The sequence below is a fragment of the Paraburkholderia antibiotica genome (assembly GCF_012927125.1).
In the GTDB taxonomy this organism is placed as follows: domain Bacteria; phylum Pseudomonadota; class Gammaproteobacteria; order Burkholderiales; family Burkholderiaceae; genus Paraburkholderia; species Paraburkholderia antibiotica.
Genome location: NZ_JABBFZ010000002.1, coordinates 216,389 through 239,844 on the forward strand (window position 1 = coordinate 216,389; position 23,456 = coordinate 239,844).

The following is a 23,456-nucleotide window of genomic DNA, read 5'->3' on the forward strand; positions in this document are numbered from 1 at the left end:
AGCCCGCTACCAGCGCGCACCGAACGTCTCACGCAGTTCTTCGAGCGCGGCGGCATCGAGCGGCGCGGGCCGCGGGTTCGTCATCAGCCACAACCGCGCGGTCTCCTCGAGTTCTTCGAGCGCATACGACGCGTGCGCGACCGAGCGCTCCCACACCACCGGTCCCAGCCGTTCGAGCAGCACCGCGCGCACCCGATCGGCGAGCGCGGCGATCTGCACGGCCACCTGCTGATCGCCGGGCTTGCGATAGCGGATCAGCGGCACGTGGCCCACTTTCATCACGTAGTACGGCGTGATCGGCGGCAATACATCGTCTTCGCTCCAGACGCCCGCGAGCGTCAGCGCGACCAGATGCGTCGAATGTGTATGGACGATGCCGCGCGCGTCGGCATTGCGCGCGTAGATGCCGCGATGCAGCGCGAGCGTTTTCGACGGCTTGCCGCCCGACACCGCGCGTCCTTCGACGTCGACCTTCGCGATCCGCGCGGGATCGAGACGGCCGAGACACGCGTCGGTCGGCGTGATCAGCCAGCCGTCGTCGAGCCGCGCGCTGATGTTGCCGGCGCTGCCGACCGTGTAGCCGCGCTGATAGAGGCTCGCGCCGACCGTGCAGATTTCCTCGCGCACGCGCGCTTCGTCCGACGTGTGGAGTGCGGGTGTGCCGGTCATGGCGCGGCTCCGTCGAGATGGCGCAGCGCCTTGGCGAAGAAGTCGAGCGCGCCGAAATTGCCGGACTTCAGCGCGAGCGCGAGCGGTTCGGCATCGGTGGTGGCGGTCGCCGGCACGCCCGGATCGATCTGCGCGCCGATCCGCAGCAGGCGCACGTCGAGCGCCTGCACGACCGCGCCCGAGGTCTCGCCGCCCGCGACGACGAACTTGCGCACGCCGAGTTCGCGCAGACCACGCGCAATCGCGGCAAGCGTCGTCTCGACGAGATGCCCTGCTTCGTTGACGCCGAGTTCGCGCTGCACGGCCCGCACTTCGTCGGGCGACGCGCTCGCGTAGATCAACACCGGCTCCGCGTTCGCGACGTGCTGCCGCGCGAACGCCAACGCCGCGCCAACAACATCCTCGCCGCGCGCGGCCGCGAGCGGATCGACGCGAAACGCGGGCCGCGTCGCGCGCCATTCGGCGACCTGCGCGTTGGTCGCTTTCGACGCGCTGCCCGCCAGCACCGCCGCGCCCCCTTCGACGCGCGGCAACTGCGCGGCATCGGCCGTGGTGCCGAGCCGACCCGCGCGCCGGAAGTTGGCCGGCAAGCCGAGCGCGACGCCCGAGCCGCCGGTGATCAGCGCGAGCTCCGCGCAGGCCGCGCCAAGCGTGTGCAAATCGGCATCGGAGACCGCGTCCGCGATCGCGATGCGCACGCCGTCGGCACGTAGGGCATCGAACGCGGCACGCACGGCCGCTTCGCCTTGCGCGACCACGTCGTAACGCAGCAGCCCAACCTTCGATGGCGTCTGCCGCTGCAGCACGCGCACGAGGTTCGCGTCGCGCATCGGCGTGAGCGGATGGTTCTCCATGCCCGACTCGTCGAGCAACGCATCGCCGACGAACAGATGGCCGCGAAAGATCGTGCGGCCGTTCTCGGGAAACGCGGGGCACGCGATCGTGAACGACGCGGGTTGGGCTGAAGCGGCGCTGTCGGCTCCGTCGGCGGCAAGCGCGTTCAACAACGCATCGGTGACGGGGCCGATGTTGCCGGCGTCGGTGGAATCGAAAGTCGAGCAGTACTTGAAGAAGAACTGCCGGCAGCCTTGCGCGCGCAGCCAATCAAGCGCGGCGAGCGACTGCGCGATCGCGTCGGCGGCGGGAATCGTGCGCGACTTCAGCGCGACCACCAGCGCGTCGGCGTCGAGCGGCTCGGCGGAGGCGGGCACGCCGATCGTCTGCACCGTGCGCATGCCGCCGCGCACCAGCATGTTGGCGAGATCGGTGGCGCCGGTGAAATCGTCGGCGATGCAGCCGAGCAGCGCGGGTTGCGTCGTGCGCGCCGTCATGAGCGTGGCCCTGCTTCGCGCCGCGCCGGCAATTCGATGCCGGGGAAAATCTTCACGACCGCCGAGTCGTCCTCGCCGCCGTGGCCCGCCGTCGACGCCATCATGAACATCTGATGCGCGGCCGCCGACAGCGGCAACGGAAATTTCGTGCGGCGCGCGGTATCGAGCACGAGGCCGAGGTCCTTCACGAAGATATCGACCGCGGAGAGCGGCGTGTAGTCGCCCGCGAGAATGTGCGGCACGCGATTCTCGAACATCCACGAATTGCCGGCGCTGTGCGTGATCACGTCGTACAGCGCGTCGGGGTCGACGCCTTCGCGCAAACCGAGCGCCAACGCTTCGGTGGCCGCCGCGATATGCACGCCGGCCAGCAACTGGTTGATGATCTTCACCTTCGAGCCGACGCCGTGCGCGGCGCCGAGCCGGTACACCTTGCCGGCGATCGCGGCGAGCACGTCCTCGCACGCGGCGTAGGCGGCCGCCGGGCCGGAGGTCATCATCGTCATCTCGCCGGAGGCCGCGCGCGCCGCCCCGCCCGACACCGGCGCATCGAGCATCTGCAAACCGGCCGCTTCGACGCGCCGGCCGAGTTCGTGGGCGAAGTCCGGCGCAACGGTCGCGCTCGCGATCAGCACGCTGCCCGGCCGCATCGCCGCGAGCGCGCCGCTTTCACTACCTTCGCCGCCCTGTCCGTTCGGACCGAACAGCACCGCCTCGGTCTGCGCGGCATTGACGACCAGCGTGATGACGACCTCGCACCGCGCGCCCAGCTCGGCGGGCGTCTCGCAGCCGACGCCGCCCTCGGCGACGAACGCCTGCAGCACCTCGCGGCGCAGATCGCACGCATGCACGTCGAAGCCCGCGCGCAGCAACGAACGCGCGACACCGAGCCCCATCGCTCCCAATCCGATGACACCGACCTTTCTCGACATGCGTGACCTCGCTGGATGGATGCTGTTGAATGCTGTGGGTGCCATGTGATGCTATGGGGTGCTATGTGGCCGCGCCGCCTCAGCCGATACCCGCTTCGGCCAGCCGCCGCGCCGCGTTATGCAGATGCGTCTGCGCGGCCTGGCGCGCCGCGACCGGATCGCCCGCGCGGATCGCCGCCGCGATCGCCGCGTGCTCGTCGCGCACCTGACGCGAAAAGTCCTCGCGCCGCGCCTCGTTGCGGCGCGTGACGACCGTGCCTGCTTCGAGGTACTGATTGAGGAACGTCAGCGTCTTCAGGAAATACGGATTGCCGGTCGCCGCCGCGATCGCGCGATGAAACGCGACGTCTTCGGCCACGCCGTTCTCGCCGTCGGCGACCGCCGCGTCGATGCGCGCGAGCGCGGCGTCGATTGCGGTGAGATCGGTCTCGCTGCGCCGCGTCGCGGCCTCCGCCGCGACCTCGGCTTCGATCGCGCGGCGCAGCGCGAGAATCTGCACGACCGAACCCCGCTCGACGGCCTCCGCGTAATCGATGCGCAGCGGCCGGATCGCGCCATGCGCGGCGACGAACACGCCGCTGCCCTGACGCGGCTCGACCACACCCTCGTTCTTCAGCCGCGACAGCGCCTCGCGAATCACCGTGCGGCTCACGCCGAACTGCTGCGCGAGCACCGTCTCGGTCGGCAGCTTGCCGCCGCGCACGAAGGTGCCCTTGTCGATCTGCTTGAGCAGTTGCTGCGCGACGGTGTCGCTGAGCGCCCGCGCGGGAATCTTCTCGAACATCGGCTGTCGGTCTGAGCGGTAGGAGGAGAACGGTAAGACTTCGAAGGTTGTCGGGTCATCATACAAATTTCGGGCGACGAGCCGCATCCACGCAAACCCTGGGATTTTTGAGCAGATCCGTGTCATTTGGCGAAACAGAAGGCTTAAGCTATCGTCTCGCCTTTGCGCCACAACGTGCCCGCGTCACACCGCATCGACCGGACGCCTGCCGCGCGCGCCAGCCCGCGCACTTTTCGAACCCACTCACAAGGTCCATGAGCAAAGCCCTGCCGTCGTCTTCCGTCGTGCCCGCCAACGCCGAACCGGTCCCGGAGAAACCGGGCGATTCGTACGTGCAGTCGTTCGCGCGCGGCCTCGCGGTCATCCGCGCGTTCGACGCGACGCGTCCCGAGCAGACGCTCACTGACGTCGCCGCCGCGGCCGGCCTGACGCGCGCCGGCGCGCGCCGGATCCTGCTGACGCTGCAGACGCTCGGCTACGTGGAGGCCGAAGGGCGCCTGTTCCGCCTGACGCCGAAGATTCTCGATCTCGGCTTCGCATACCTGACCTCGATGCCGTTCTGGAATCTCGCGGAACCGGTGATGGAAAGCCTGTCCGCGCGGGTGCACGAAAGCTGTTCGGCGGCCGTGCTCGACCGCACCGAGATCGTCTACGTGCTGCGCGTGCCGACCCACAAGATCATGACGATCAATCTGTCGATCGGCAGCCGGCTGCCCGCGTACTGCACGTCGATGGGCCGCGTGCTGCTGGCATCGCTCGACGACGAGACGCTCGACGCGACGCTGGGTTCGACGCCGCTCTACGCGCACACGCCGCGCACCGTCACCGACAAGGAAGAGCTGAAGAAACTGATCGCGCAGGTGCGTCGCCAGGGCTGGGCGATCGTCGATCAGGAACTGGAAGGTGGGCTGATCTCGCTGTCCGCGCCGATCCGCAACCGCCAGGGGCGCGTGATCGCCGCGATGAACATCAGCGGCAACGCGCAGCGCAATTCGGCCAAACAGATGGTGAAGGCGTTTCTGGAGCCGCTGCAGGAGGCCGCGCAGACGGTCTCGGAGATGGTCGCGCGGCGCGGCTGAGTCGACCAAAACATAGCGAGGCGGTGGCAACGGCGGCGCTGCCGCACTCGGCCTGCGGCCCGCGGCACGGCCACCGGTCCGCGATGCCGGTTTTGCAACGACACGCGCGACGATGGGCGCAAAGCACAAAGCGCCCGCCTCTACCTCAATCCCTCCTTCAATCGATCGGTTGATTCGCGGTTTCTTTCAGCCTCGACACCGCGATCAGCGACACCACCACGCACGCCGCCACGTAGCCGGCCGGCGCGAGCTTGCTGCCGGTCAGCCGCACGAGCCACGTCGCGACCAGTTGCGCGGTGCCGCCGAACACGCACACGGACAGCGCATACGCGATCGAAATGCCGGTCGCGCGCACACGACGCGGAAACGACTCGCACATCAGCGCGAATTCGGAGGCCGAGCCCATCGAGTAGAACACCAGCATCAGCGAAGTCAGCGGCATGATCACCGACAGATGCGGAAAGCGCGCCATCAGCATGAAGGCCGGAAACAGCAGCAGCACCAGCACGCCGCGGCCGATCAGGATCGGCAGTTTGCGGCTGCCGATGCGGTCCGACAGCGCGCCGAACAGCGGGCACATGATCAGCACGACGAAGCCCGACGCGACGCCGACCAGCATCGACAGCGACATCGGCATGCCGAGCGTGTGGATCGCGTAGGTCGGCATGTAGAAGGTCAGGATGTAGGTCGACACGGTGCCGCCCATCACCGCGAGCGTGATCAGCAGCAGCGTGCGCAGATGCTCGCTGAAGAGTTCATGCAGCACCCCGCGTTCGATGCCGTGCGAATGCGCGCCGATCGCGTCGTCGGCGAGGCGGCGGCGCAGGAAGATGCCGACCGGCGCGATGCCCACGCCGATCAGGAACGGCACGCGCCAGCCCCAGCTTTCCAGCGCCTCCTTCGACAACGCCGCCGACAGCGCCGCCGCGATGCCCGCGCCCATCAGCGCCGCGCCGCCTTGCGTCGCCAGTTGCCAGCTCGCGCGAAAGCCGCGTCGCGAGCCGCCGCCCTGTTCGAGCAACGCCGAGGTCGCCGCGCCGAACTCGCCGCCCTGCGAGAAACCCTGCACGAGCCGCGCGAGCACGATCAGCAGCGGCGCCGCGAGACCGATCTGCGCATAGGTCGGCATGATCGCGATCAGGCCGGTGCTGGCCGCCATCAGCATGATCGTCACGTTCAGCGCGGCCTTGCGGCCCTTGCGGTCCGCGTACACGCCGAGCAGCACGCTGCCGAGCGGCCGCGTGATGAAGCCCGCCGCGAAGGTCGCGACCGATAGCAGCAGCGAGGTAGTCGGGTCCGCCGACGGAAAGAACAGCCGGCCGATGATCACGGCGAAAAAGCCGTAGACCGTGAAGTCGAAGAACTCGAGCCAGTTGCCGATCACCGCCGCGGCAATCGCGCCGCGATTGGAGACGCGCGCGGCTGCGACGGCGTGGCTGGCATCGGTGGTGGTATTCATCGCGTGGTCCGTGTCGTCGTGAGGGCGGCCGGCGCGATGGCGTCGGCCGTGCGGTTGATGAAGTGCCCCCTCACTGCCCCAGATACCGCTCCACCAGCCGCGCCCAGAACGCCGCGCCGATCGGCAGGCTGCGATCGTTGAAGTCGTAGTGCGGGTTGTGCACCATGCAGCCGTCCTCGCCGACGCCGTTGCCGATGCGCAGGAACGTGCCCGGCCGCTGTTGCAGCATGAACGCGAAGTCCTCGCTGCCCATCAGGATGTCGGTCTGCTCGACCACCTTGTCGTCGCCGACCAGTTCGCGTGCGACCTGCACCGCGAAATCCGTTTCGGCATCCGTATTGACGACGACCGGATAGCCTTCGATGTACTCGACGTGCGCGCTACCGCCATAGCTCGTGGCCTGGGTTTCGGCGAGTTCGGTGATGCGTTTTTTCAGCAACGCGCGCACCTCGGGGCTGAACGAACGCACGCTCAGCTCAAGCCGCGCGCTGCTGGAAATCACGTTGTTCGCGGTGCCCGCATGCATCGAGCCGACCGTCACCACCGCCGGCTGCGACGGGTCGACGTTACGCGCGACGATCGTCTGCAACGCCATCACGATGCTCGCCGCGACCACCACCGGATCGACGGTCAGATGCGGACGCGCCGCATGGCCGCCGACGCCTTCGATCGTGATGATCGCCTTGTCGCCCGCCGACATGAACGGGCCCTTGCGAAACAGCAGCACGCCCGGCTCCGCGCCCGGATGGTTGTGCAGACCGAACACGGCGTCGCACGGAAAGCGCTCGAACAGGCCGTCGTTGATCATCTTCAGCGCGCCGCTGTCGATGCCGCTTTCCTCGGCCGGCTGGAAATACAGATGCACGGTGCCCGAGAAATTGCGGGTGCTCGCGAGCCGTTGCGCGGCGCCGAGCAGTATCGTCGTGTGACCGTCGTGGCCGCATGCGTGCATCTTGCCGTGCGTGCCGCTCGCGTACGGCAGGCCGGTCTGTTCGAGAATCGGCAGCGCGTCCATGTCCGCGCGAATGCCAATGCTGCGCTGGCCGTCGCCCACTTTCAGCGTACCGACCACACCGGTCTTGCCGACCCCGCGCGTGACCTGCCAGCCCCACTGTTCGAGCTTCTCGGCGACGAGCGCCGAGGTCTGCACTTCTTCGTACGCGAGTTCGGGGTGGTGATGGATGTGATGGCGAATCTCGCGCAGGCTCGCGGCGGCGGGTTCCAGATCGGACACTTCGGTCAAACGCGGGGTTTCATTCATGGGTCGGTGAAATTCCAGTGAGTTCAGGGCCGGCGCAATGCGGCGGCAAGCACGCCGCACGCCACGCAAGTCGACCGGCGGGAAAGCCATAGCAAAGGTTCTGCCAGCAGCCTTGCACTATAGCCACGCCGTTTTGTTCGAATAAGATGCTATTTTTTTCACCCTGATTAACAAGTTTTATATACGGGAATACCCTCATGAAGCTGCAGCAGTTGCAGGCTTTCGTCGCCGCCGCGCATCACCGCAGTCTGCGTGGCGCCGCGCGCGAACTCGGCGTCACGCAGCCGGCCGTTACCCATACGATCCGCGAACTCGAAAGCGCGTTGAATACTGAACTGATGGTGCGCAGCGTGCGCGGTATCGAGCTGACCGCGTGCGGGCTCGCGCTGCTGCCGCGCGCCGAGCAGTTGCTCGGCGACATGCGCCGCACGATCGAAGCGGTCGATCAGGTGAAGGGGGAACTGGCCGGCAAGGTCAGCGTCGGCACGATGCCGTCGCTCGCGCTGACGATGCTGCCGCATGCGGTGTCGCGCTTTCGCGAGAAGATGCCGCTCGTGAACCTGCATCTGGAAGAAGTGACGGTGCCCGATGCGCTCGCGCGTCTGCGCAACGGCGCGCTCGATCTCGCGGCGACGCATCACGTGCAGGCGCTCGACGCGGACCTCGTGCAGGTGCCGCTCTACTCGACGCAGTTCGTCGTGACGATGCGCGCGGGGCATCCGCTCGCGAACGTCACGCGTCTGTCCGAGTTGCTGGACGCCGAGTGGATCGTCACGGTCGGCGCCGATCATTTTCCGCATAGCGTGATGATGGCGATGTTCAGCGCGCACGGCCTGCCGGTGCCGAAGCGGTTGCTGCGCGCGCCGTCGTCGTTTGCGGTGACGCTCGGGCTGGTGTCGCAAACCGACGTGATCAGCTGCTTCACGCGGCCGCTCGCGCAGATGGTCGCGCCACTCGGCATCCGCGTCGCGCAGATCGAAGACGCGCTGCCGAATTACGATCTGAGCATCATCTCCCGACGCGATCTGCTACCGACGCCGGCCGTGCAGTTGTTCGTCGAGTGTTTGCGGCAGGTGACGCGGGAGAGGATGGGCGGCGTGCAGTAGGGATGCTTTGCGCGGGCGTGCCGCCGGGCTGCCGGACGTTGGTGCGCGTTGACGCGCGCAAGCGTTATGTGCCGCGCTGCTGGCCTTGCGTGTGCGGTGTGTGCGTAGCACACCCCGCATCAGGCGCGCCCGCGAACTACGCGCTCACCGATTCCTTCAGCACCGCGATCAACGCGTGACCGGCTTCGTCGAGCGCGCCGGAATTATCGATGGTCGTGCAGCGCACGCCGGCCGGCAGCGAAAACGGCGCTCGCCGCGCAAGCCGCGCCGCCACCTGCTCCGCCGATTCGCGCGCCCGCGAGCCGAGCCGCGCGGCGAGAATATGCGGCGCGGCGTTCACGTGGACCACTTCCGCACGCGGATAACGCGCGAGCGCATGCTGCACGTACTGCCGCGAACCGTTGACGACCACCGTACAACCGCGCGCAAGCCACGCATCGAGTTCGATACCGATGCCATAGCGCAGCGCATGACTCGACCATTCGAGCGCGAACAGCCCCAGTACCGAACGCGCGGCGAACTCCTCGACGCTCAGCGCGACATGTACCTCGCCGTTGCCGCTCGGCCGCGTGATATAGCGATGCGCGAACAAAATCGGCTCGCCCACGAGACGCTGGCGCGCGAATTCGAGCAGCGAGTCTTTGCCCGCACCCGATGGTCCCATCACATAGATCAGTCGTCCTGACATTAGCGGCTCGCCTCGTGGTGTCGCCCGTCGTGGCGATCTTCGCTATCGTCGTCCGGCGTGGCGTCGCCAAACGGCAGGTGTTGCCACAACACGAACGGCTCGCCCGGCGCCGGCTCGACGAACAGCGCGGCCCGATCGACCGCGAGCGGTCCCAGCTCGGGCGCACGCTGACGCCACCATGCAAGCAGCGTCGCGCGTTCGTCGGCATCGGCGAGCCCGTTGGACAGCGTCATGTGAAAACGGAATTCGTCGAACACGTACGGATAGCCCCATTGCAGCAGCAACGTGCGTTGCCGGTCGCTGAGCGGCGCCGCGAGCCGGCGCGCGAGATCGGCTTCCGACGGCGCCGCACGCAAACCATCGAGCGCTTGCAGCGCGCTCGCCGCCAGCTCGCGCATACGCGTGTCGCCCGGTGCATCGGCGGGACGCAACGCGACGAAATCGCCGAGCGTCGCCGCTTCCACCGGCAAGTCGAACGCGCGCCGCGTGAGCGCCCATGCGCGCGCGACCGCAAGCACGTCGTGCGGCATGAGATTGGCGCCGAGCCGGAACGGCGCAACCAGCGTGCCATGCCAGCCGTAACGACGCGGCGCGTCGGTCAACGCCGCAAGAGCGCGCGTCAAACCGGCCGGTTGCGGCTGCGCGAGCGGCTCGCCGTTGCCCGCATCGCGGCCGAGCCAGGTCGAGCCGGCCCGCCACCACGCGGATTCACGCGATGGCGCGTAATAAATCGCAAAGCGCGAGATCGCAAAACGCGCAGCATCGCTCCAGTCGGGCGCGCTCACAGGTCGTGCTCCACCATCAATTGCACACGATCCGCCGCGAAATGCGTAAAGCCGTATTTGACCGGCGTGCCTTGCAGATCGACGTCGACATTCTCGACCCACAGCACCGGCTGCTGCCGGTTGAGGTTCAGACGCCGCGCGACCTCCGGCTCGGGCAGCACGCTGCCGATACGACTCCACTTGCGCAGATAATCGTTGACGCCGAATTCGGCCAACGCCTTCGTCGTACCGCCCACGCGTTGCACGACCTCCGGCAGATCCGGAAAGCGCGCGGCCGGATACCAGCTGCGCGCGAACGTGAGCGGCACGCCGTCTGACTCGTTCAACGATTCGATCCGGTACACGGCCGCGCCCGCACGCAACCCGAGTGCCTTCGCGACGCTCGGCTCGGCCTTCACGCGCACAGCCGACAGCATCGTGCCCGCCGCCGCGTGATGCTGCCGGCGCAGGTTTTCGGTAAAGCGCGTGCGGCGGCCGATCGTATAGTCGATCGCGCCGGGCTGCACGAAAGTACCGCGCCCCTGCTCGACGCTGACGAGACCCAGGGCCGCGAGGCCGAGCATCGCGCGCCGTACCGTGTGACGGTTGACGTCGAAGCGCTTCGCCAACTCCCCCTCACTCGGCAAGCGCCCTTCCTCGCCGAAACCGCTGGCCGCGATCTCGGCGGCGAGAATCTGTTCGATCTGTCTCCAGACGGCCACGCCCGCGCCGCGTTCGAGCGTCGTGGCAGGCGTCGCGCTGTCGTTCGATGTCATGGTGCTGTCATTCCCTTCGGTTCAAATGATCGCCATCCCGTGCATTGTAGTGCGCGAGCCGTGATGAAAATATGAAACGTCAGGCCCGCGCGACAATCAGACAGCTACGCCTTTAAACGTCTAGACGTTTAGATGAATAGATGCTCCAATAGCCGCACGCCGGATCAACAGGAAAGACGATGAATTCGAGTTCCGTTCCCCCTTCTGGTGTCGTGCCGTCGTCGGCGCGGCGCGCCTGGATGGCCGTGCTGGCCCGCACGCCGCGCGCCGAGCTCGAAGCCGGCCTGCAGCGCGTGCTGCAAGATCTGCCCACGCCCGCCTACGACTGGTTGCGTCCCCCCGAAATCGGCCTCGCGATGGTGCGCGGGCGCATCGGCGGCAGCGGCGATCCGTTCAATCTTGGTGAGGCGACCGTCACGCGCGCCACCTTGCGCCTGCGCGCGGGCAACGAGCCGGGCGCGACCATCGGCGTCGCCTGTCATCTGGGCCGCGACCGCCGCCGCGCCGAACTCGCCGCGCTCGCCGATGCGCTACTGCAATTGCCCGAGCATCACGACCGTCTGCAGCGGCAACTCGTCGAACCGTTCGCCGCGCAACAGCGAACCCGGCGCGCGCAACGGCAACAGGACGCCGCGGCAACGCGCGTCGAATTCTTCACGATGGTGCGGGGCGACTGATGGAACCTTCACAGATTGCGTTGTCCACGCTGACGCCCGGTTTCGCCGATCCGGTCCACGACACTCAGGCGGTGTTTCGCACGCTGCTCGATGCACTGGCGCGGCCGGGCACGCATGGCGCGATCGGCGAGGTCGTGCCGATGCTGCCCGAACTGCGGCATGCGCGCGCCGAGCCCGCCGCGTTCGCGGCGCTGCTCACGCTGTGCGATTACACGACGCCGGTCTGGCTCGCGCAGCCCGACACCGCGCTCGCCTCGGCGCTACGCTTTCATACCGGCGCGCCGCTCGTCGACAAAACGGAGCAGGCCGCGTTCGCCTATATCCACGACGCCGCCACGCTGCCCGCACTCGAAAGTTTCGCGTCGGGCAGCGCCGAGTCGCCCGAGCAGGCGGCCACGCTACTGATCCGCGTCGATGCGCTGAGCGGCGGCGAGCCGGTCACGCTGAGCGGCCCCGGCATTCTGGATACCGAAACGATTTCTCCGCTTGGGCTGCCCGCGCAATTCTGGCGCGACCGTGCGACGCTCGTGCCGCTGTTTCCGTGCGGCGTCGATTGCTATCTGGTTTGCGGCACGAGCGTGATCGGCCTGCCGCGCACCACTCACGCGAAGGTGAACTGATGTACGTTGCCGTCAAAGGTGGAGAACGCGCGATCGAAGCATCGTGGCGCCTGCTCGACAAGGCGCGCCGCGGCGATACGCGGATCGCCGAACTGAGCGTCGCGCAGATTCGCGAGCAGTTGCGGCTCGCGGTCGCGCGCGTGATGACCGAAGGTTCGGTCTACGACGAAGAACTCGCCGCGCTTGCGATCAAGCAGGCCGCCGGCGATCTGGTCGAGGCGATCTTTCTGCTGCGCGCGTATCGCACCACGCTGCCGCGTTTCGGCTATACGCACGCAATCGATACCGAAACGATGCAGGTCGAGCGACGCATTTCGGCGACGTTCAAGGACTTGCCGGGCGGCCAGTTGCTCGGCGCGACCTACGATTACACGCAGCGTCTGCTCGATTTCGCGCTACTGGCCGACGGCGATGACGCGACCGGACCTGAAATGCCCAGCCATACGGCGGCGCCTGGAGCAGTTGCGACTCTGCAGCCCCCCGCCACCGAACCGATGCCACGCGTCATCACCCTGCTCGACAAGGAAGGACTGATCGAACAGGAACGCCCGACACCCGACGGCGCCGAACCCGGCGATCTGTCGCGCGAACCGCTCGCGTTTCCGGCGAGCCGCGCGACGCGCCTGCAGAATCTCGCGCGCGGCGACGAAGGCTTTCTGCTCGCGATGGGCTATGCGACGCAACGCGGCTACGCGCACTCGCATCCGTTCGCGGGCGAGATCCGCTTCGGCACGATCGCGGTCGAAATGGAACTCGACGAACTCGGTGAAGCGGTCGACATCGGCGATATCGATCTCACCGAATGCCAGATGATCAACCAGTTCGCGGGCAGCGGCGAGGTCGCGCCGACCTTCACCCAAGGCTACGGGCTCGCGTTCGGTCACTCGGAGCGCAAGGCAATGGCGATGGCGCTCGTCGATCGTGCGTTGCGCGCGGAGGAACTCGGCGAAACGCTGGCGTCGCCGACTCAGGACATCGAATTCATGCTGTCGCATAGCGATAACGTCGAGGCGTCGGGCTTCGTGCAGCATCTGAAGCTGCCGCACTACGTCGACTTTCAGGCAGAGCTGGAACTGGTGCGGCGCCTGCGTGCGCGGCATGCGGACGAGGCACGTGGCAACGGCAGCGGTATCGACAACGCCAACGACGTAGACAACACGACCGGCAAGGAGCAGGCAGCATGAACGCACCCGACACCGCTCTCCCCACCGCATCGGACGACAGCACCTGCGGCAACAGCTACGACAGCGCCGCGCTCGGCTACAACTTCGCGTATCTCGATGAGCAGACCAAGCGCATGCTGCGCCGCGCACTATTGAAAGCGATCGCGGTGCCCGGCTACCAGGTGCCGTTTGCATCGCGCGAAATGCCGTTGCCGTTCGGCTGGGGCACCGGCGGCATCCAGGTGACGGCCGCGATCATCGGCAAGACGGACACGCTGAAGGTGATCGATCAGGGCTCCGACGAAACGACCAACGCGGTCAACATCCGCCGCTTCTTCGCGCGCACCACCGGCGTAACGACCACGCGGCATACCCGCGACGCGACGATCATCCAGACCCGTCACCGGATTCCGGAAACGCCACTGACCGAGCGCCAGATTCTGGTCTATCAGGTGCCGATGCCCGAGCCGCTGTACCGGCTGGAACCGCGCGTCGCCGAATGCAGGAAGCTGCACGCGCTCGCCGATTACGGGCTGATCAGCGTGAAGCTCTACGAAGACATCGTGCATCACGGCAGCATCGCGACCACGTACGACTACCCGGTGATGGTCAATCATCGCTATCTGACTTCGCCGTCGCCGATTCCGAAGTTCGACAATCCGAAGATGCATATGAACCCCGCGCTGCAACTGTTCGGCGCGGGCCGCGAGCGGCGCATTCACGCGATTCCGCCTTATACGCCGGTGCGCAGCCTCGACTTCGACGATCATCCGTTCGAAGTGCAGAAGTGGCAGCATGCGTGCGCGCTGTGCGGCTCGACGCAGAGCTTTCTCGACGAGATGATCGTCGACGATGCGGGCACGCGCATGTTCGTGTGCTCGGATAGCGACTACTGCCACGAGCAGCGCCGCGATGGCGAACCGCAACAACCATCGCCGCACACGAAGCAACGCGCAGGAGAATCCGCATGACGCCGCTGCTCAGCGCACGCGCGCTCACCCGACAGTTCGGCGGCCGCAACGGTTGCCGCAACGTGAGCTTCGATCTGTATCCGGGCGAGGTGCTGTGCATCGTCGGCGAGTCCGGATCGGGCAAGACCACGCTGCTCAATACGCTCGCGTTGAAAATGGAAGCCGATAGCGGCTCGCTGCACTACACCGCGTCGCACGGCGAGGTGCTCGATCTGCGCGCGCTGTCCGAGCCGCGCCGCCGTCTGCTGATGCGCACCGAGTGGGGCTTCGTGCAGCAGAATCCGCGCGACGGTCTGCGCAGCGGCGTGTCGGCCGGTGCGAATATCGGCGAACCGTTGATGGCGGTCGGCGCGCGTCACTACGGCGAGATTCGCCGCAGCGCGACGCAATGGATGGAGCGCGTCGAACTCGATCCGACGCGTATCGACGAATTTCCCGCCGCGTTTTCCGGCGGCATGCAGCAGCGTCTGCAGATCGCGCGCAATCTCGTCACCGGTCCGCGCCTCGTGTTCATGGACGAGCCGACCGCCGGCCTCGATGTATCCGTGCAGGCGCGGCTGCTCGATCTGCTGCGCACGCTGACCTCGACGCTGCATCTGTCGGTGCTGATCGTTACGCACGATATCGGCGTCGCGCGTCTGCTCGCGCATCGGCTGATGGTGATGCAGGCGGGCGAAGTCGTCGAAGCGGGTCTGACCGATCAGGTGCTCGACGATCCGCAGCATCCGTACACGCAAACGCTGGTTTCCTCGGTTCTGCCGGTTTGAGGCTCACAATGCGCTCCATGGACACAGGAATTGATGCATACGCCGACACGCGCATCGACGCACGCCCCAGCGCCCGCGCGTTCGCCGACAATGCGGCGCTGATGCTGCGCGCGGCCGGCATCGGCAAAACCTTCACGCTGCACGGCCAGGGCGGCGTGAGGATCGAAGCGCTCGCTGACGTGTCGCTCGACGTCGAGCGCGGCGAATGCGTGGTGCTGGTCGGGCCGTCGGGCGCGGGCAAGAGCACGCTGCTGCGCTGCCTGTACGGCAACTATCTGGCGAGCACCGGCTCGATCGAGATTCGCGATACCGGCGCGCGCGGCGAGCCCGTCGCGCTGACCGGCGCCGAGGCACGCGACGTGCTACGTCTGCGCCGCGACGTGGTCGGCTACGTGAGCCAGTTCTTGCGGGTGATTCCGCGCGTGGCGACGCTCGCGCTGGTGGCCGAACCGCTGCTCTCGCGCGGCGTCGCCGCCGTGGATGCAGAGGAGCGCGCCGCTGCGCTGCTCGCTCGCCTGAACGTGCCGCAGCGGCTGTGGACGCTTGCGCCCGCCACGTTTTCGGGCGGCGAACAGCAGCGCGTGAATATCGCGCGCGGCTTGATCGCGGAGCATCCGCTGCTGCTGCTCGACGAACCGACTGCATCGCTGGATGCGGAGAATCGCGACGCGGTCGCCGATCTGATCGTCGAGGCGCGCGAGCGCGGCGCGGCGATCGTCGGCATCTTTCACGACGAAGCGACGCGCAACAAGGTCGCGACCCGGCGCGTGGAACTGCGGCCGCTGCAAAACGCCGCTACAAAACACCATTAAGCAACGCCACTACAACGCAGCAACGACGAAGCCACTACGGAGCAAGGCGATGTTGATCAGCAACGCTCGCATCGTGACGCGAGACGAAGTATTCATCGGCACGGTACGCGTGGAAGACGGCGCGATTCGCGACGTCGAACGCGGTACGAGTCTGGCGCGCGACGCCGAAGACTGGGACGGCGACTATCTGCTGCCCGGTCTGATCGAACTGCATACGGACAACCTGGAGAAGCATCTGGTGCCGCGCCCGGGTGTGGAGTGGAACACCGACGCCGCCTTCGTGATTCACGACGCGCAGGTCGCCGCCGCCGGCATTACGACCGTGTTCGACGCGCTCGCGATCGGCTCGCGCTCGAACGTCGGGCTGCGTAATCGCGACGTGCAGACACAATGCGCCGATTCGCTGCTGCGGCTGTCCGCGCGCCGCCTGCTGCGCGCCGAGCACTTTCTGCATCTGCGCTGCGAGATCGCGACCGCCGACGTGGTCGAGCTATTCGATTCGCTGTGCGCGCATCCGCTGTTGCGGCTCGCGTCGGTGATGGACCATACGCCGGGCCAGCGGCAATGGCACGACCGCGAACAATGGCGTCGCTATCAGGAACGCAACGGCAAGATGAGCGACGAGCGTGTCGCCACCGCGCTCGCCGAACTCGCGGTCGAACAGGAGCGTTACGCGGATGCGCATCGCCGCGACATCGTCGCGCGTTGCGAGCGGCTCGGCATTCCGGTCGCGAGTCACGACGACACGCTGATCGAGCACGTCGAACAGGCGAAGGCCGAAGGCATCGTGCTCGCCGAATTTCCGACCACCCGCATCGCCGCCGCGGCCGCGCGCGAGCACGGCATCGCGACGATCATGGGTGCGCCGAACATCGTGCGCGGCGGCTCGCACTCGGGCAACGTGTCGGCACTCGAACTCGCGCGCGCGGATCTGCTCGACATCCTGTCGTCGGATTACGTGCCGTCGAGTCTGCTGACCGCGGTGTTCGAACTCGTCGAAAAGGCGGGCTGGACGCTGCCGCGCGCGATGGCCACAGTGTCCGCCGAACCGGCACGCACCGCTGGCCTCACCGATCGTGGCGCGATCGAGCCCGGCCTGCGCGCGGACTTCGTGCGCGTAACGCTGCTCGACCGGTTGCCGGTGCCGCGCGCGACTTATCGGGGTGGTGTGCGGATCGTGTGAGCGGAGCGTGCGGCGTGCGCCTGGTGGGCGATTCGCGTGAATCCCGTGCGCGCCGCCGTCAACAGCAACGCGTCAGGCCGTCGGCTCCGCCTCGTGCCCTTCGATCGCGTCCTGTGCGGCACGCGCATCGGCGAGACTCGCGCGCGCCGCCTGCCCTGCCGCCTGGGCCTCGGCCTGCGCTTCGAGGCGCGCCGCGAGCACGTCGCGATAACGCAAATACGCGCAGCGTCCCCCCGATTTCGCGGCGTACATCGCCGCGTCGGCGTTCAGCAGCAGCTCCTCGGCATTGCCGCTGTCGTGCGGGAATTCGCTGATGCCGATACTCGCGCCGACCGTCATGCTGTTGCCGTCGAGCGTCAGCGTTTCGTTGAGCGCATCCATGATGAGCGTGGCAATAGTGGGCGTAACGTCCGCCGCGCGCGCGCCTTCGAGCAGCACGATGAACTCGTCGCCGCCGAGCCGCGCGACCACGTCGGCGGCATTCAGCACGTCCTTCAGCCGGCGCGCGACCGCCACCAATACCTTGTCGCCGACCGAGTGACCAAACTGGTCGTTGATCTGCTTGAAGCGGTCGAGGTCGACGAACAGCACCGCGAGCCCTTCGTCGCGGCGCCGGGCATCGTCGATCGCGCTTTCGAGCTTCTCCATGAACAGCATGCGATTCGGCAGGCCCGTCAGCACGTCGTGCGTCGCCAGATGCGCGAGCTCGCTCTGCTTGCTGTGCAGCGCATCCATCTGCGCGCGGATTTCGCGGCGCAGACGCTCGAAGCAGCGGGCGAGCACGCCGATTTCGTCGGTACGCTTCAGCGGCAACGTGTGCATCGCGTGCTCGGCGAACAGGTGGGTCGCCGCATGCGCGAGCAGATGCAGCGGCTTGGTCAACGCGCGCGCGAACAGGATCGCCAGCAGCACCGATAGCGCGCTGAACACCAGCACCATGCGGATGATCCGCGTGCCGAGCTGATTCGCGCCGGCCAGCACGTCTTCGAGCGGCTTCGCGAGACCGAGCACGATGAAGCGATTGCCCTCGGAGCCGCCGAACGGCCGGCGCACGAACGCGAGCACGTGACCGTCCGCCTGGCGTGGCAGAGCGAGTCCGTTGACCAGCACCTCGGCCTGCTTCTGCTCGAACAGCGGCTTCGTTACCGGGAAGCTGTCCTGCATTAGCACACGCCGGCCGCGATCGAAACCGAAGGTCTTCGACGCGTCCGGATGCACGAGGAAATCCCCCCACTCGTTTGCCAGGTACACCTGATGATCGCTCGGCAGATCGCTTTGCAAACGCCGCAGCATGCCGGCCAGATCGATGTCGATCACGACCACACCGACCACCGTGCCGTGCGTGTCGGCGATCGGCGTGCCGAGACGCAGCGTCGGCTTGCCTTGCGCCGCGTGCGTGCCGTATTCGTGATTGACCGTAATCGGCGACGTATAGATGCGGCCTGGAGAAAACGCGAGTGTCTCGAAGACGTACGGAAACTGCGCCTTTTCCTGCAGATCGTTGCTTTCGACGCGCACGAGGCCGTCGCGGTCGCGATCGAAACGGATCAGTTCGAGCCCATGATGCTGGCGCGTGATCAGCCGCACCTGCAGATATTCCGGGTGGTGCAGCATGAAGCTCGAATACACCTGCGCGAGGCGCTCGCGTCCGACGTTCGGGCCGATGCCGTCGTCGGTCAGCGCAACGCTCACCGACGACGGCATCGTCGCGAGCACGAGCGCATCGGACGCGACGTCGTCGATCGACACCGCGATGCGCTGGCCGAGCAGCTCGGTCGAGGTCAGCAGGCTGTGCTCGGCTTCGTTGACGAGCATCGTGCGGTTCGCGCGATACGCGTAATAGCCGGTGGCGCCCGACGCCAGCACGCCGATGCACGCGAGCAGCACGGACAGCTTGAGGGTCAGGCCACGGCGGAACATCAGAAGCGCTCCGAACGGTCGCCCGACACGATCCGCTCCCACAGGTCCTCGCGCCGTTGAATGTTCTCGACCGGACCGATCCACACGATGTGCGCGTTGGCGTTGCTTTCGGCGGACTCCGTGAGCGTATTCGCGAGCCCCTGGCGCTGCGTGAGCAGCACGCTCACGCCCGGCTCCAGCATGTAGTTGATCCACTCAAGCGCGAGCGGCCTGTCGCTCGCCGCGCGCGTCATCGACCAGCAGTCGAGCCATGCCAGCGCGCCTTCGTCCGGAATCACGTAGCCGACGTCCGCGCCCGCGCGCCGCAGCAACTGCACCTGTTGCGTGCCGTAGTTGCCGAACATCAGCGCGACCTTGTGCTGGATGAAGAACGCGGTCGCCTCCTCGGGCAACGTGTAATAGGTCAGCAGGTTGCGACGCAACTCGACGAGCTTGTGGGCAATCTCGCGCATTTGCGTGGGGTCGAGCTGGAACGGATGCCGATAGCCGAGCGCGAGCGCGGTGAACGAGAAGTTGTGCTGCGCGCTGTTGAAGTCGAGCACCTTGCCGCGATAACGCGGGTTCCAGAGTTCGCGCATCGAATGCGGCGCGACCGGAATCTGCTTGCGATCGTAGATGAGCCCCATCGACGAATACGTAAACGGAATTGCGTACACCTTGCCATCCGACGTCAGCCCGTCGATCGAGCCGAGCGCCTGGAAGCGCGGCAACTGCCTGCGGGTGTTCGGCAGACTCGCGAGATCGAGCGGCGCGAGCAGATTCGCCTGGGTATAGCGGCGGATTTCGGCGGTGTTGGCCGCGAGCACGTCGAACGGCGGCTCGCCTTTGCTATGCATCTGCGCCCACAGTGCCTCGTCGGAGTCGACCAGCGTGACCTCGACCTTCGCGCCGTAACGCGTTTCGAAGGTCTTCACGACGTCGGGGTCCGCATAGCCGGGCCACGCGAGCACGCGCAGGACTTTTTCGGCAGCGACGGCGGGTGTCGCCGCGCCCGACAGCGCGCAAACCACTACGCCGAGCAGCACAGTTAAAACGGCGTGCAAAACCGACGGCAAAACAGCGGCTGAAATCGCCCGAAAAACGCCGGCTCCCAAAACAGACTCCTTTGAAACGCCCGACAAAAAACCGCGCAAAACACGACGATTCAATAAATGGGCACGCGCCGGCACACCGGCGCCCGTCATCCGCCGCTTAAAAGCCTGTTGACAACAATCGGGTTCATCCGCCGTCGACATCGTGTGCATGGCTAACACCGTTTAGCAGAAGGCCTTTGAGCGAGCGCAACACGCGCCTTTAATCTCGAGGGTGTTCAGCGACATTCATCAGACCGATACGCCGGTTGCGCGACGATCGGTGGCGAACGCAAGGAGCATCGATAATAGCGCCAAAGCATTCGATTTTTACTGCGGGCCGGAACGACCGCGCAAAAATATCCGATCTGGTAACAACGGGTAATGCAACGATTCGCAATAGTTCGGCTGACGCCGTTAAATAACGGCAATTGATGCGCGATCTTTAACCGCCAGTGTCCTTTTTAAACGGATGCCCCACCTAATGTTGCAAGCCGCACCAATCGCCGAACGATAATCGCGCCGCATCGCGCTTATTCATCGCCCATTAATTACAATCCGATTACGCAAAGACTACCGGGCGTGTACGATCCGATAACACCGGTTTGCGGAGACTGAAGCGTTAGAAGCGGACCTCTTGCGCCATCCGGTGTTTTACTAGCTTCCCAATTTTTTTGAACTGTTAAGCTTGGCGCGCGTTGCAGGCCACCCGGTTTGCAGCTGAACCAGAGCCCGTCGCGAGTCGCACCGGGCATCCCGTGGCGGTACCACCGCAGCGGGTGAAATTGAACTACACCGAGGAGTAAAAACAGTGAAAAAACTGCTAGCGGCTTTGACGGTTGCTCTGCTTGCCACCGTCTCGATTGGCGCACACGCTAAAGATTGGTCGACTATCCGCTTTGGCGTTGATGCCAGCTATCCCCCGTTCGAGTCGAAAGGCGCGGACGGCAAGCTCGTTGGCTTCGATATCGACCTCGGCAATGAAATCTGCAAGCGCGTGGGTGCGAAGTGCGTGTGGATCGAAAACGACTTCGACGGCATGATTCCGGCACTGAAGGCCAAGAAGTTCGACGGCGTGCTGTCGTCGATGTCGATGACGCCGCAACGCGCCGAACAGATCGCCTTCTCGGACAAGCTGTTCAACACGCCGACGCGCCTCGTCGCGAAGAAGGGTTCGGGCCTGCTGCCGACGGCCGACTCGCTGAAGGGCAAGACGGTCGGCGTCGAACAGGGCACGATCCAGGAAACCTACGCGAAGACCTACTGGGAGCCGAAGGGCACCAAGGTCGTGCCGTATCAGAACCAGGACCAGGTCTACGCGGATCTGATCTCGGGTCGTCTGGACGCGGCGCTGCAGGACGCGGTGCAGGCTGAACAGGGCTTCCTGAAGACGCCGCGCGGTACGGGCTTCGACTTCGCCGGCAAGGATCTGGTCGACGTGAAGATCCTCGGCAACGGCGCGGGCATCGGCATGCGCAAGGAAGACGCCGATCTGAAGGCGAAGGTCGACAAGGCGATCGCCGACATGATCAAGGACGGCACCTACAAGAAGATCGAACAGAAGTACTTCGACTTCGACGTGTACGGCGGCTAAACCGCCAGGGTGCGCGCTCCGGCGCACCCGATGGTTGTGTCTGCAACGGGCTCCGCAATGCGGGGCCCGTTCTGTTTTGGGCCGCGCTCCGCACTGCACCCGAGCCACATCGGCGGCCAGATCGGCTAAGATCGTACGACACGCGGAGCCCACGAGACACCTCCGCCGCACGTCGCCGGCCCGGCCACCGCTCGCCGCGGCGCGCATCTTTCCCCTTGCAATCAACCACCTAGCGCGGCTCGCCCCATTGAGCCGCGAAGCCAAAATCATGCAAACCCAGACCCATCCGTTGATTGCCCCGTCGCTCGGCACCGCCCGCGATCTGACGAGTTTCCACTACGGCCCCGGCGGCGGACAGAAGATCTACATCCAGTCGTCGCTGCACGCGGACGAGTTGCCCGGCATGCTGGTGTCGTGGGCGCTGCGCCGTAAGCTTGCCGCGCTCGAAGCCGCCGGCAAGCTGCGTGGCGAAGTCGTGGTCGTACCGGTACCGAATCCGATCGGCTTGAATCAACACCTGCTGGGACAGATGCTGGGCCGCTTCGAAACCGGCAGCGCGCAGAACTTCAACCGCAATTTCCACGACCTCGCGGCGCTCGTGCTGCCAGTCATCGAATCGCGTCTGACCGACGACATCGACGCGAACCGCAGCGCGATCCGCGCGGCGATGCGCGAAGCGCTCGATGCCCAGCAGCCGACCACCGAACTCGCGTCGCAACGCCTCGCGCTGCAAAAGCTGTCGTACGACGCCGACGTCGTGCTCGATCTGCACTGCGACTGGGAAGCCGCGATGCACCTGTACACGAATCCGGACCTGTGGCCCGAGGTCGAGCCGCTCGCGCGCTATCTGGACGCGAAGGCGTCGCTGCTCGCGCTGAACTCGGTCGGCAATCCGTTCGACGAGATTCACAGCTTCTGCTGGTCCGATCTGCGTGGCCGTTTCGGCGAGCGCTTCCCGATTCCGAACGGCGGGATCTCGGTGACGGTCGAGTTGCGCGGCCAGCGCGAAGTGTCGTACGAGTACGCGGAAAAGGATTCGCAGGCGATCATCGAGTATCTGACTTCGCGCGGCGTGATCGACGGCGAAGCCGCGCCGCTGCCGCCACTCGAATTTGCCGCGACGCCGCTCGCGGGCACCGAGCCGCTCGTCGCGCCGATCAGCGGCGTGCTCGTGTATCGCTGCGAAGTCGGCACCTGGGTGGACGTGGATCAGCCGATCGCGGACATCGTCGATCCGTTGACGGACCGTGTCGTCACGATCAAAAACAGCGTGGCCGGCGTGCTGTACGCGCGGCATCTCGCGCGCTTCGCGACCGCCGGGCTCGAATTCGCGCGCGTGGCTGGCGCGACGGCGTTCCGCAGCGGTTCGCTGCTGAGCAACTGAGCAACCAAGCGACACGCATCAACTAGCCGGCACGCGCGGCCGGCGATACGCATGAGGATCGGTGCGGCCGATGTCGGTCGCGCCGATCGGTTTGCGCTGCGTTTGCGATGCACATTCGACGGCTCGTCCCTCCTCGAACAAAAGACCACAGACAACATAGGTCAAACCTATCTTGACAATTCAGTCGCCGCCGTCCGTCGCATTTCGCGATGCGTAGTGGCTGACACGTAGCTTCCAAACCCGCCCGACCTCCACGAGCGATCACCGCGCGACCCTTGCGCACCGCCCCGCTCCCAACGACCACCCCGCTTTAAACATCCGCCGCCGCGCGCCCTTCCGACGGCGTCCGGCTCGCCGTATCCCCACCCGCGAAAAAGCTTATCGAAAGGCGTTCTTGCGCAAGATTGACCGGGCGCGCCAGCGAAGTGTCGCGCGAACACGACAGA

The 23,456-nt window shown here is 66.3% G+C and carries 22 protein-coding genes; 11 read left to right on the forward strand and 11 right to left on the reverse strand.

The genetic code is table 11. The features are described from left to right. Positions 1-6: 6 nt before the first annotated feature. The 4 genes from otnC to HHL14_RS05025 all read right to left on the reverse strand — a co-directional run bounded on the left by otnC (position 7) and on the right by HHL14_RS05025 (position 3,716). Positions 7-669, reverse strand: coding sequence for a 3-oxo-tetronate 4-phosphate decarboxylase (gene otnC, locus HHL14_RS05010; RefSeq protein ID WP_169496469.1), 663 nt, complete (start codon positions 667-669; stop codon positions 7-9). Beyond that, positions 666-2,000, reverse strand: coding sequence for a 3-oxo-tetronate kinase (otnK, locus tag HHL14_RS05015; protein WP_169496470.1), 1,335 nt, complete (start codon positions 1,998-2,000; stop codon positions 666-668). Before otnK ends, otnC begins: the two co-directional genes overlap by 4 nt. Further along, positions 1,997-2,932 (reverse strand): L-threonate dehydrogenase, encoded by a 936-nt coding sequence (ltnD, locus tag HHL14_RS05020; protein ID WP_169496471.1) that lies wholly within the window; start codon positions 2,930-2,932, stop codon positions 1,997-1,999. The genes otnK and ltnD overlap by 4 nt, the downstream gene beginning before the upstream one ends. Positions 2,933-3,011: 79 nt before the next feature. Then, complete coding sequence (locus HHL14_RS05025) at positions 3,012-3,716, reverse strand: FadR/GntR family transcriptional regulator (protein ID WP_169496472.1); 705 nt, start codon at positions 3,714-3,716, stop codon at positions 3,012-3,014. A gap of 254 nt (positions 3,717-3,970) precedes the next feature. Between HHL14_RS05025 and HHL14_RS05030 the strand changes: the two genes are divergently transcribed. Then, on the forward strand, positions 3,971-4,795 hold the full coding sequence (locus tag HHL14_RS05030) for an IclR family transcriptional regulator (protein ID WP_169496473.1): 825 nt from the start codon (positions 3,971-3,973) through the stop codon (positions 4,793-4,795). Positions 4,796-4,952: 157 nt separating this feature from the next. On the opposite strand, the gene HHL14_RS05035 is transcribed toward HHL14_RS05030, so the two are convergent. After that, positions 4,953-6,254: an MFS transporter gene (locus HHL14_RS05035; protein ID WP_169496474.1), complete on the reverse strand. Its 1,302-nt coding sequence runs from the start codon at positions 6,252-6,254 to the stop codon at positions 4,953-4,955. Positions 6,255-6,324: 70 nt separating this feature from the next. After that, positions 6,325-7,515: a M20 aminoacylase family protein gene (locus tag HHL14_RS05040; RefSeq protein ID WP_169496475.1), complete on the reverse strand. Its 1,191-nt coding sequence runs from the start codon at positions 7,513-7,515 to the stop codon at positions 6,325-6,327. A gap of 197 nt (positions 7,516-7,712) precedes the next feature. On the opposite strand from HHL14_RS05040, the gene HHL14_RS05045 reads away from it, so the two are divergent. Then, complete coding sequence (locus HHL14_RS05045) at positions 7,713-8,621, forward strand: LysR family transcriptional regulator (RefSeq protein ID WP_169496476.1); 909 nt, start codon at positions 7,713-7,715, stop codon at positions 8,619-8,621. A 136-nt stretch (positions 8,622-8,757) separates the two neighbouring features. Here the strand turns inward: HHL14_RS05045 and phnN are convergent, their stop codons facing one another. Genes phnN through phnF form a run of 3 tightly spaced genes read right to left on the reverse strand, consistent with a single transcriptional unit; the run spans position 8,758 to position 10,849 of the window. After that, entirely contained in the window at positions 8,758-9,309 is a 552-nt protein-coding gene (gene phnN / locus HHL14_RS05050) for a phosphonate metabolism protein/1,5-bisphosphokinase (PRPP-forming) PhnN (protein WP_169496477.1), read from the reverse strand. Then, positions 9,309-10,094, reverse strand: coding sequence for a DUF1045 domain-containing protein (locus tag HHL14_RS05055; protein WP_169496478.1), 786 nt, complete (start codon positions 10,092-10,094; stop codon positions 9,309-9,311). The genes phnN and HHL14_RS05055 overlap by 1 nt, the downstream gene beginning before the upstream one ends. Further along, entirely contained in the window at positions 10,091-10,849 is a 759-nt protein-coding gene (gene phnF / locus HHL14_RS05060) for a phosphonate metabolism transcriptional regulator PhnF (protein WP_169496479.1), read from the reverse strand. Before phnF ends, HHL14_RS05055 begins: the two co-directional genes overlap by 4 nt. A gap of 179 nt (positions 10,850-11,028) precedes the next feature. Here phnF and phnG point away from each other — a divergent pair, with 179 nt between their 5' ends. Genes phnG through HHL14_RS05095 form a run of 7 tightly spaced genes read left to right on the forward strand, consistent with a single transcriptional unit; the run spans position 11,029 to position 17,042 of the window. Continuing rightward, the gene (phnG, locus tag HHL14_RS05065; protein ID WP_169496480.1) at positions 11,029-11,526 is read left to right on the forward strand and encodes a phosphonate C-P lyase system protein PhnG; all 498 of its coding nucleotides are present in this window, start codon (positions 11,029-11,031) and stop codon (positions 11,524-11,526) included. Next, entirely contained in the window at positions 11,526-12,146 is a 621-nt protein-coding gene (phnH, locus tag HHL14_RS05070) for a phosphonate C-P lyase system protein PhnH (protein ID WP_169496481.1), read from the forward strand. The genes phnG and phnH overlap by 1 nt, the downstream gene beginning before the upstream one ends. Beyond that, complete coding sequence (locus HHL14_RS05075) at positions 12,146-13,330, forward strand: carbon-phosphorus lyase complex subunit PhnI (RefSeq protein ID WP_169496482.1); 1,185 nt, start codon at positions 12,146-12,148, stop codon at positions 13,328-13,330. Before phnH ends, HHL14_RS05075 begins: the two co-directional genes overlap by 1 nt. Further along, a complete protein-coding gene (locus HHL14_RS05080; protein WP_169496483.1) occupies positions 13,327-14,280 on the forward strand; it encodes an alpha-D-ribose 1-methylphosphonate 5-phosphate C-P-lyase PhnJ in 954 nt (317 codons plus the stop codon). The genes HHL14_RS05075 and HHL14_RS05080 overlap by 4 nt, the downstream gene beginning before the upstream one ends. Further along, complete coding sequence (gene phnK, locus HHL14_RS05085) at positions 14,277-15,047, forward strand: phosphonate C-P lyase system protein PhnK (RefSeq protein ID WP_169496484.1); 771 nt, start codon at positions 14,277-14,279, stop codon at positions 15,045-15,047. The genes HHL14_RS05080 and phnK overlap by 4 nt, the downstream gene beginning before the upstream one ends. A gap of 17 nt (positions 15,048-15,064) precedes the next feature. Continuing rightward, positions 15,065-15,859 (forward strand): phosphonate C-P lyase system protein PhnL, encoded by a 795-nt coding sequence (gene phnL, locus HHL14_RS05090; protein ID WP_230412925.1) that lies wholly within the window; start codon positions 15,065-15,067, stop codon positions 15,857-15,859. Further along, positions 15,855-17,042 carry an alpha-D-ribose 1-methylphosphonate 5-triphosphate diphosphatase gene (locus HHL14_RS05095; RefSeq protein ID WP_329601625.1) on the forward strand — a complete coding sequence of 396 codons (1,188 nt, stop codon included), beginning with the start codon at positions 15,855-15,857 and terminating at the stop codon, positions 17,040-17,042. The genes phnL and HHL14_RS05095 overlap by 5 nt, the downstream gene beginning before the upstream one ends. A gap of 72 nt (positions 17,043-17,114) precedes the next feature. Here HHL14_RS05095 and HHL14_RS05100 read toward each other — a convergent pair whose 3' ends face one another. Both HHL14_RS05100 and HHL14_RS05105 read right to left on the reverse strand, forming a co-directional pair. Further along, entirely contained in the window at positions 17,115-18,962 is a 1,848-nt protein-coding gene (locus tag HHL14_RS05100) for a diguanylate cyclase domain-containing protein (protein WP_169496487.1), read from the reverse strand. Further along, a complete protein-coding gene (locus HHL14_RS05105) occupies positions 18,962-20,206 on the reverse strand; it encodes an extracellular solute-binding protein (RefSeq protein WP_230412926.1) in 1,245 nt (414 codons plus the stop codon). Before HHL14_RS05105 ends, HHL14_RS05100 begins: the two co-directional genes overlap by 1 nt. A gap of 637 nt (positions 20,207-20,843) precedes the next feature. Here HHL14_RS05105 and HHL14_RS05110 point away from each other — a divergent pair. Then, a complete protein-coding gene (locus HHL14_RS05110) occupies positions 20,844-21,626 on the forward strand; it encodes an ABC transporter substrate-binding protein (RefSeq protein ID WP_169496488.1) in 783 nt (260 codons plus the stop codon). A 268-nt stretch (positions 21,627-21,894) separates the two neighbouring features. Beyond that, entirely contained in the window at positions 21,895-23,010 is a 1,116-nt protein-coding gene (locus HHL14_RS05115) for a succinylglutamate desuccinylase/aspartoacylase family protein (protein WP_169496489.1), read from the forward strand. The last annotated feature ends 446 nt before the right edge of the window (positions 23,011-23,456 follow it).

Coding starts and splice junctions, on each gene's coding strand:
- HHL14_RS05030 (WP_169496473.1), top strand. CDS start 3,971: ATGAGCAAAGCCCTGCCGTCGTCTTCCGTCGTGCCCGCCAACGCCGAA.
- otnC (WP_169496469.1), bottom strand. CDS start 669: ATGACCGGCACACCCGCACTCCACACGTCGGACGAAGCGCGCGTGCGC.
- phnN (WP_169496477.1), bottom strand. CDS start 9,309: ATGTCAGGACGACTGATCTATGTGATGGGACCATCGGGTGCGGGCAAA.
- HHL14_RS05045 (WP_169496476.1), top strand. CDS start 7,713: ATGAAGCTGCAGCAGTTGCAGGCTTTCGTCGCCGCCGCGCATCACCGC.
- HHL14_RS05115 (WP_169496489.1), top strand. CDS start 21,895: ATGCAAACCCAGACCCATCCGTTGATTGCCCCGTCGCTCGGCACCGCC.
- phnL (WP_230412925.1), top strand. CDS start 15,065: ATGGACACAGGAATTGATGCATACGCCGACACGCGCATCGACGCACGC.
- phnF (WP_169496479.1), bottom strand. CDS start 10,849: ATGACATCGAACGACAGCGCGACGCCTGCCACGACGCTCGAACGCGGC.
- ltnD (WP_169496471.1), bottom strand. CDS start 2,932: ATGTCGAGAAAGGTCGGTGTCATCGGATTGGGAGCGATGGGGCTCGGT.
- otnK (WP_169496470.1), bottom strand. CDS start 2,000: ATGACGGCGCGCACGACGCAACCCGCGCTGCTCGGCTGCATCGCCGAC.
- HHL14_RS05080 (WP_169496483.1), top strand. CDS start 13,327: ATGAACGCACCCGACACCGCTCTCCCCACCGCATCGGACGACAGCACC.
- phnK (WP_169496484.1), top strand. CDS start 14,277: ATGACGCCGCTGCTCAGCGCACGCGCGCTCACCCGACAGTTCGGCGGC.
- HHL14_RS05100 (WP_169496487.1), bottom strand. CDS start 18,962: ATGTTCCGCCGTGGCCTGACCCTCAAGCTGTCCGTGCTGCTCGCGTGC.
- HHL14_RS05105 (WP_230412926.1), bottom strand. CDS start 20,206: ATGCACACGATGTCGACGGCGGATGAACCCGATTGTTGTCAACAGGCT.
- HHL14_RS05025 (WP_169496472.1), bottom strand. CDS start 3,716: ATGTTCGAGAAGATTCCCGCGCGGGCGCTCAGCGACACCGTCGCGCAG.
- phnG (WP_169496480.1), top strand. CDS start 11,029: ATGAATTCGAGTTCCGTTCCCCCTTCTGGTGTCGTGCCGTCGTCGGCG.
- HHL14_RS05075 (WP_169496482.1), top strand. CDS start 12,146: ATGTACGTTGCCGTCAAAGGTGGAGAACGCGCGATCGAAGCATCGTGG.
- HHL14_RS05035 (WP_169496474.1), bottom strand. CDS start 6,254: ATGAATACCACCACCGATGCCAGCCACGCCGTCGCAGCCGCGCGCGTC.
- phnH (WP_169496481.1), top strand. CDS start 11,526: ATGGAACCTTCACAGATTGCGTTGTCCACGCTGACGCCCGGTTTCGCC.
- HHL14_RS05040 (WP_169496475.1), bottom strand. CDS start 7,515: ATGAATGAAACCCCGCGTTTGACCGAAGTGTCCGATCTGGAACCCGCC.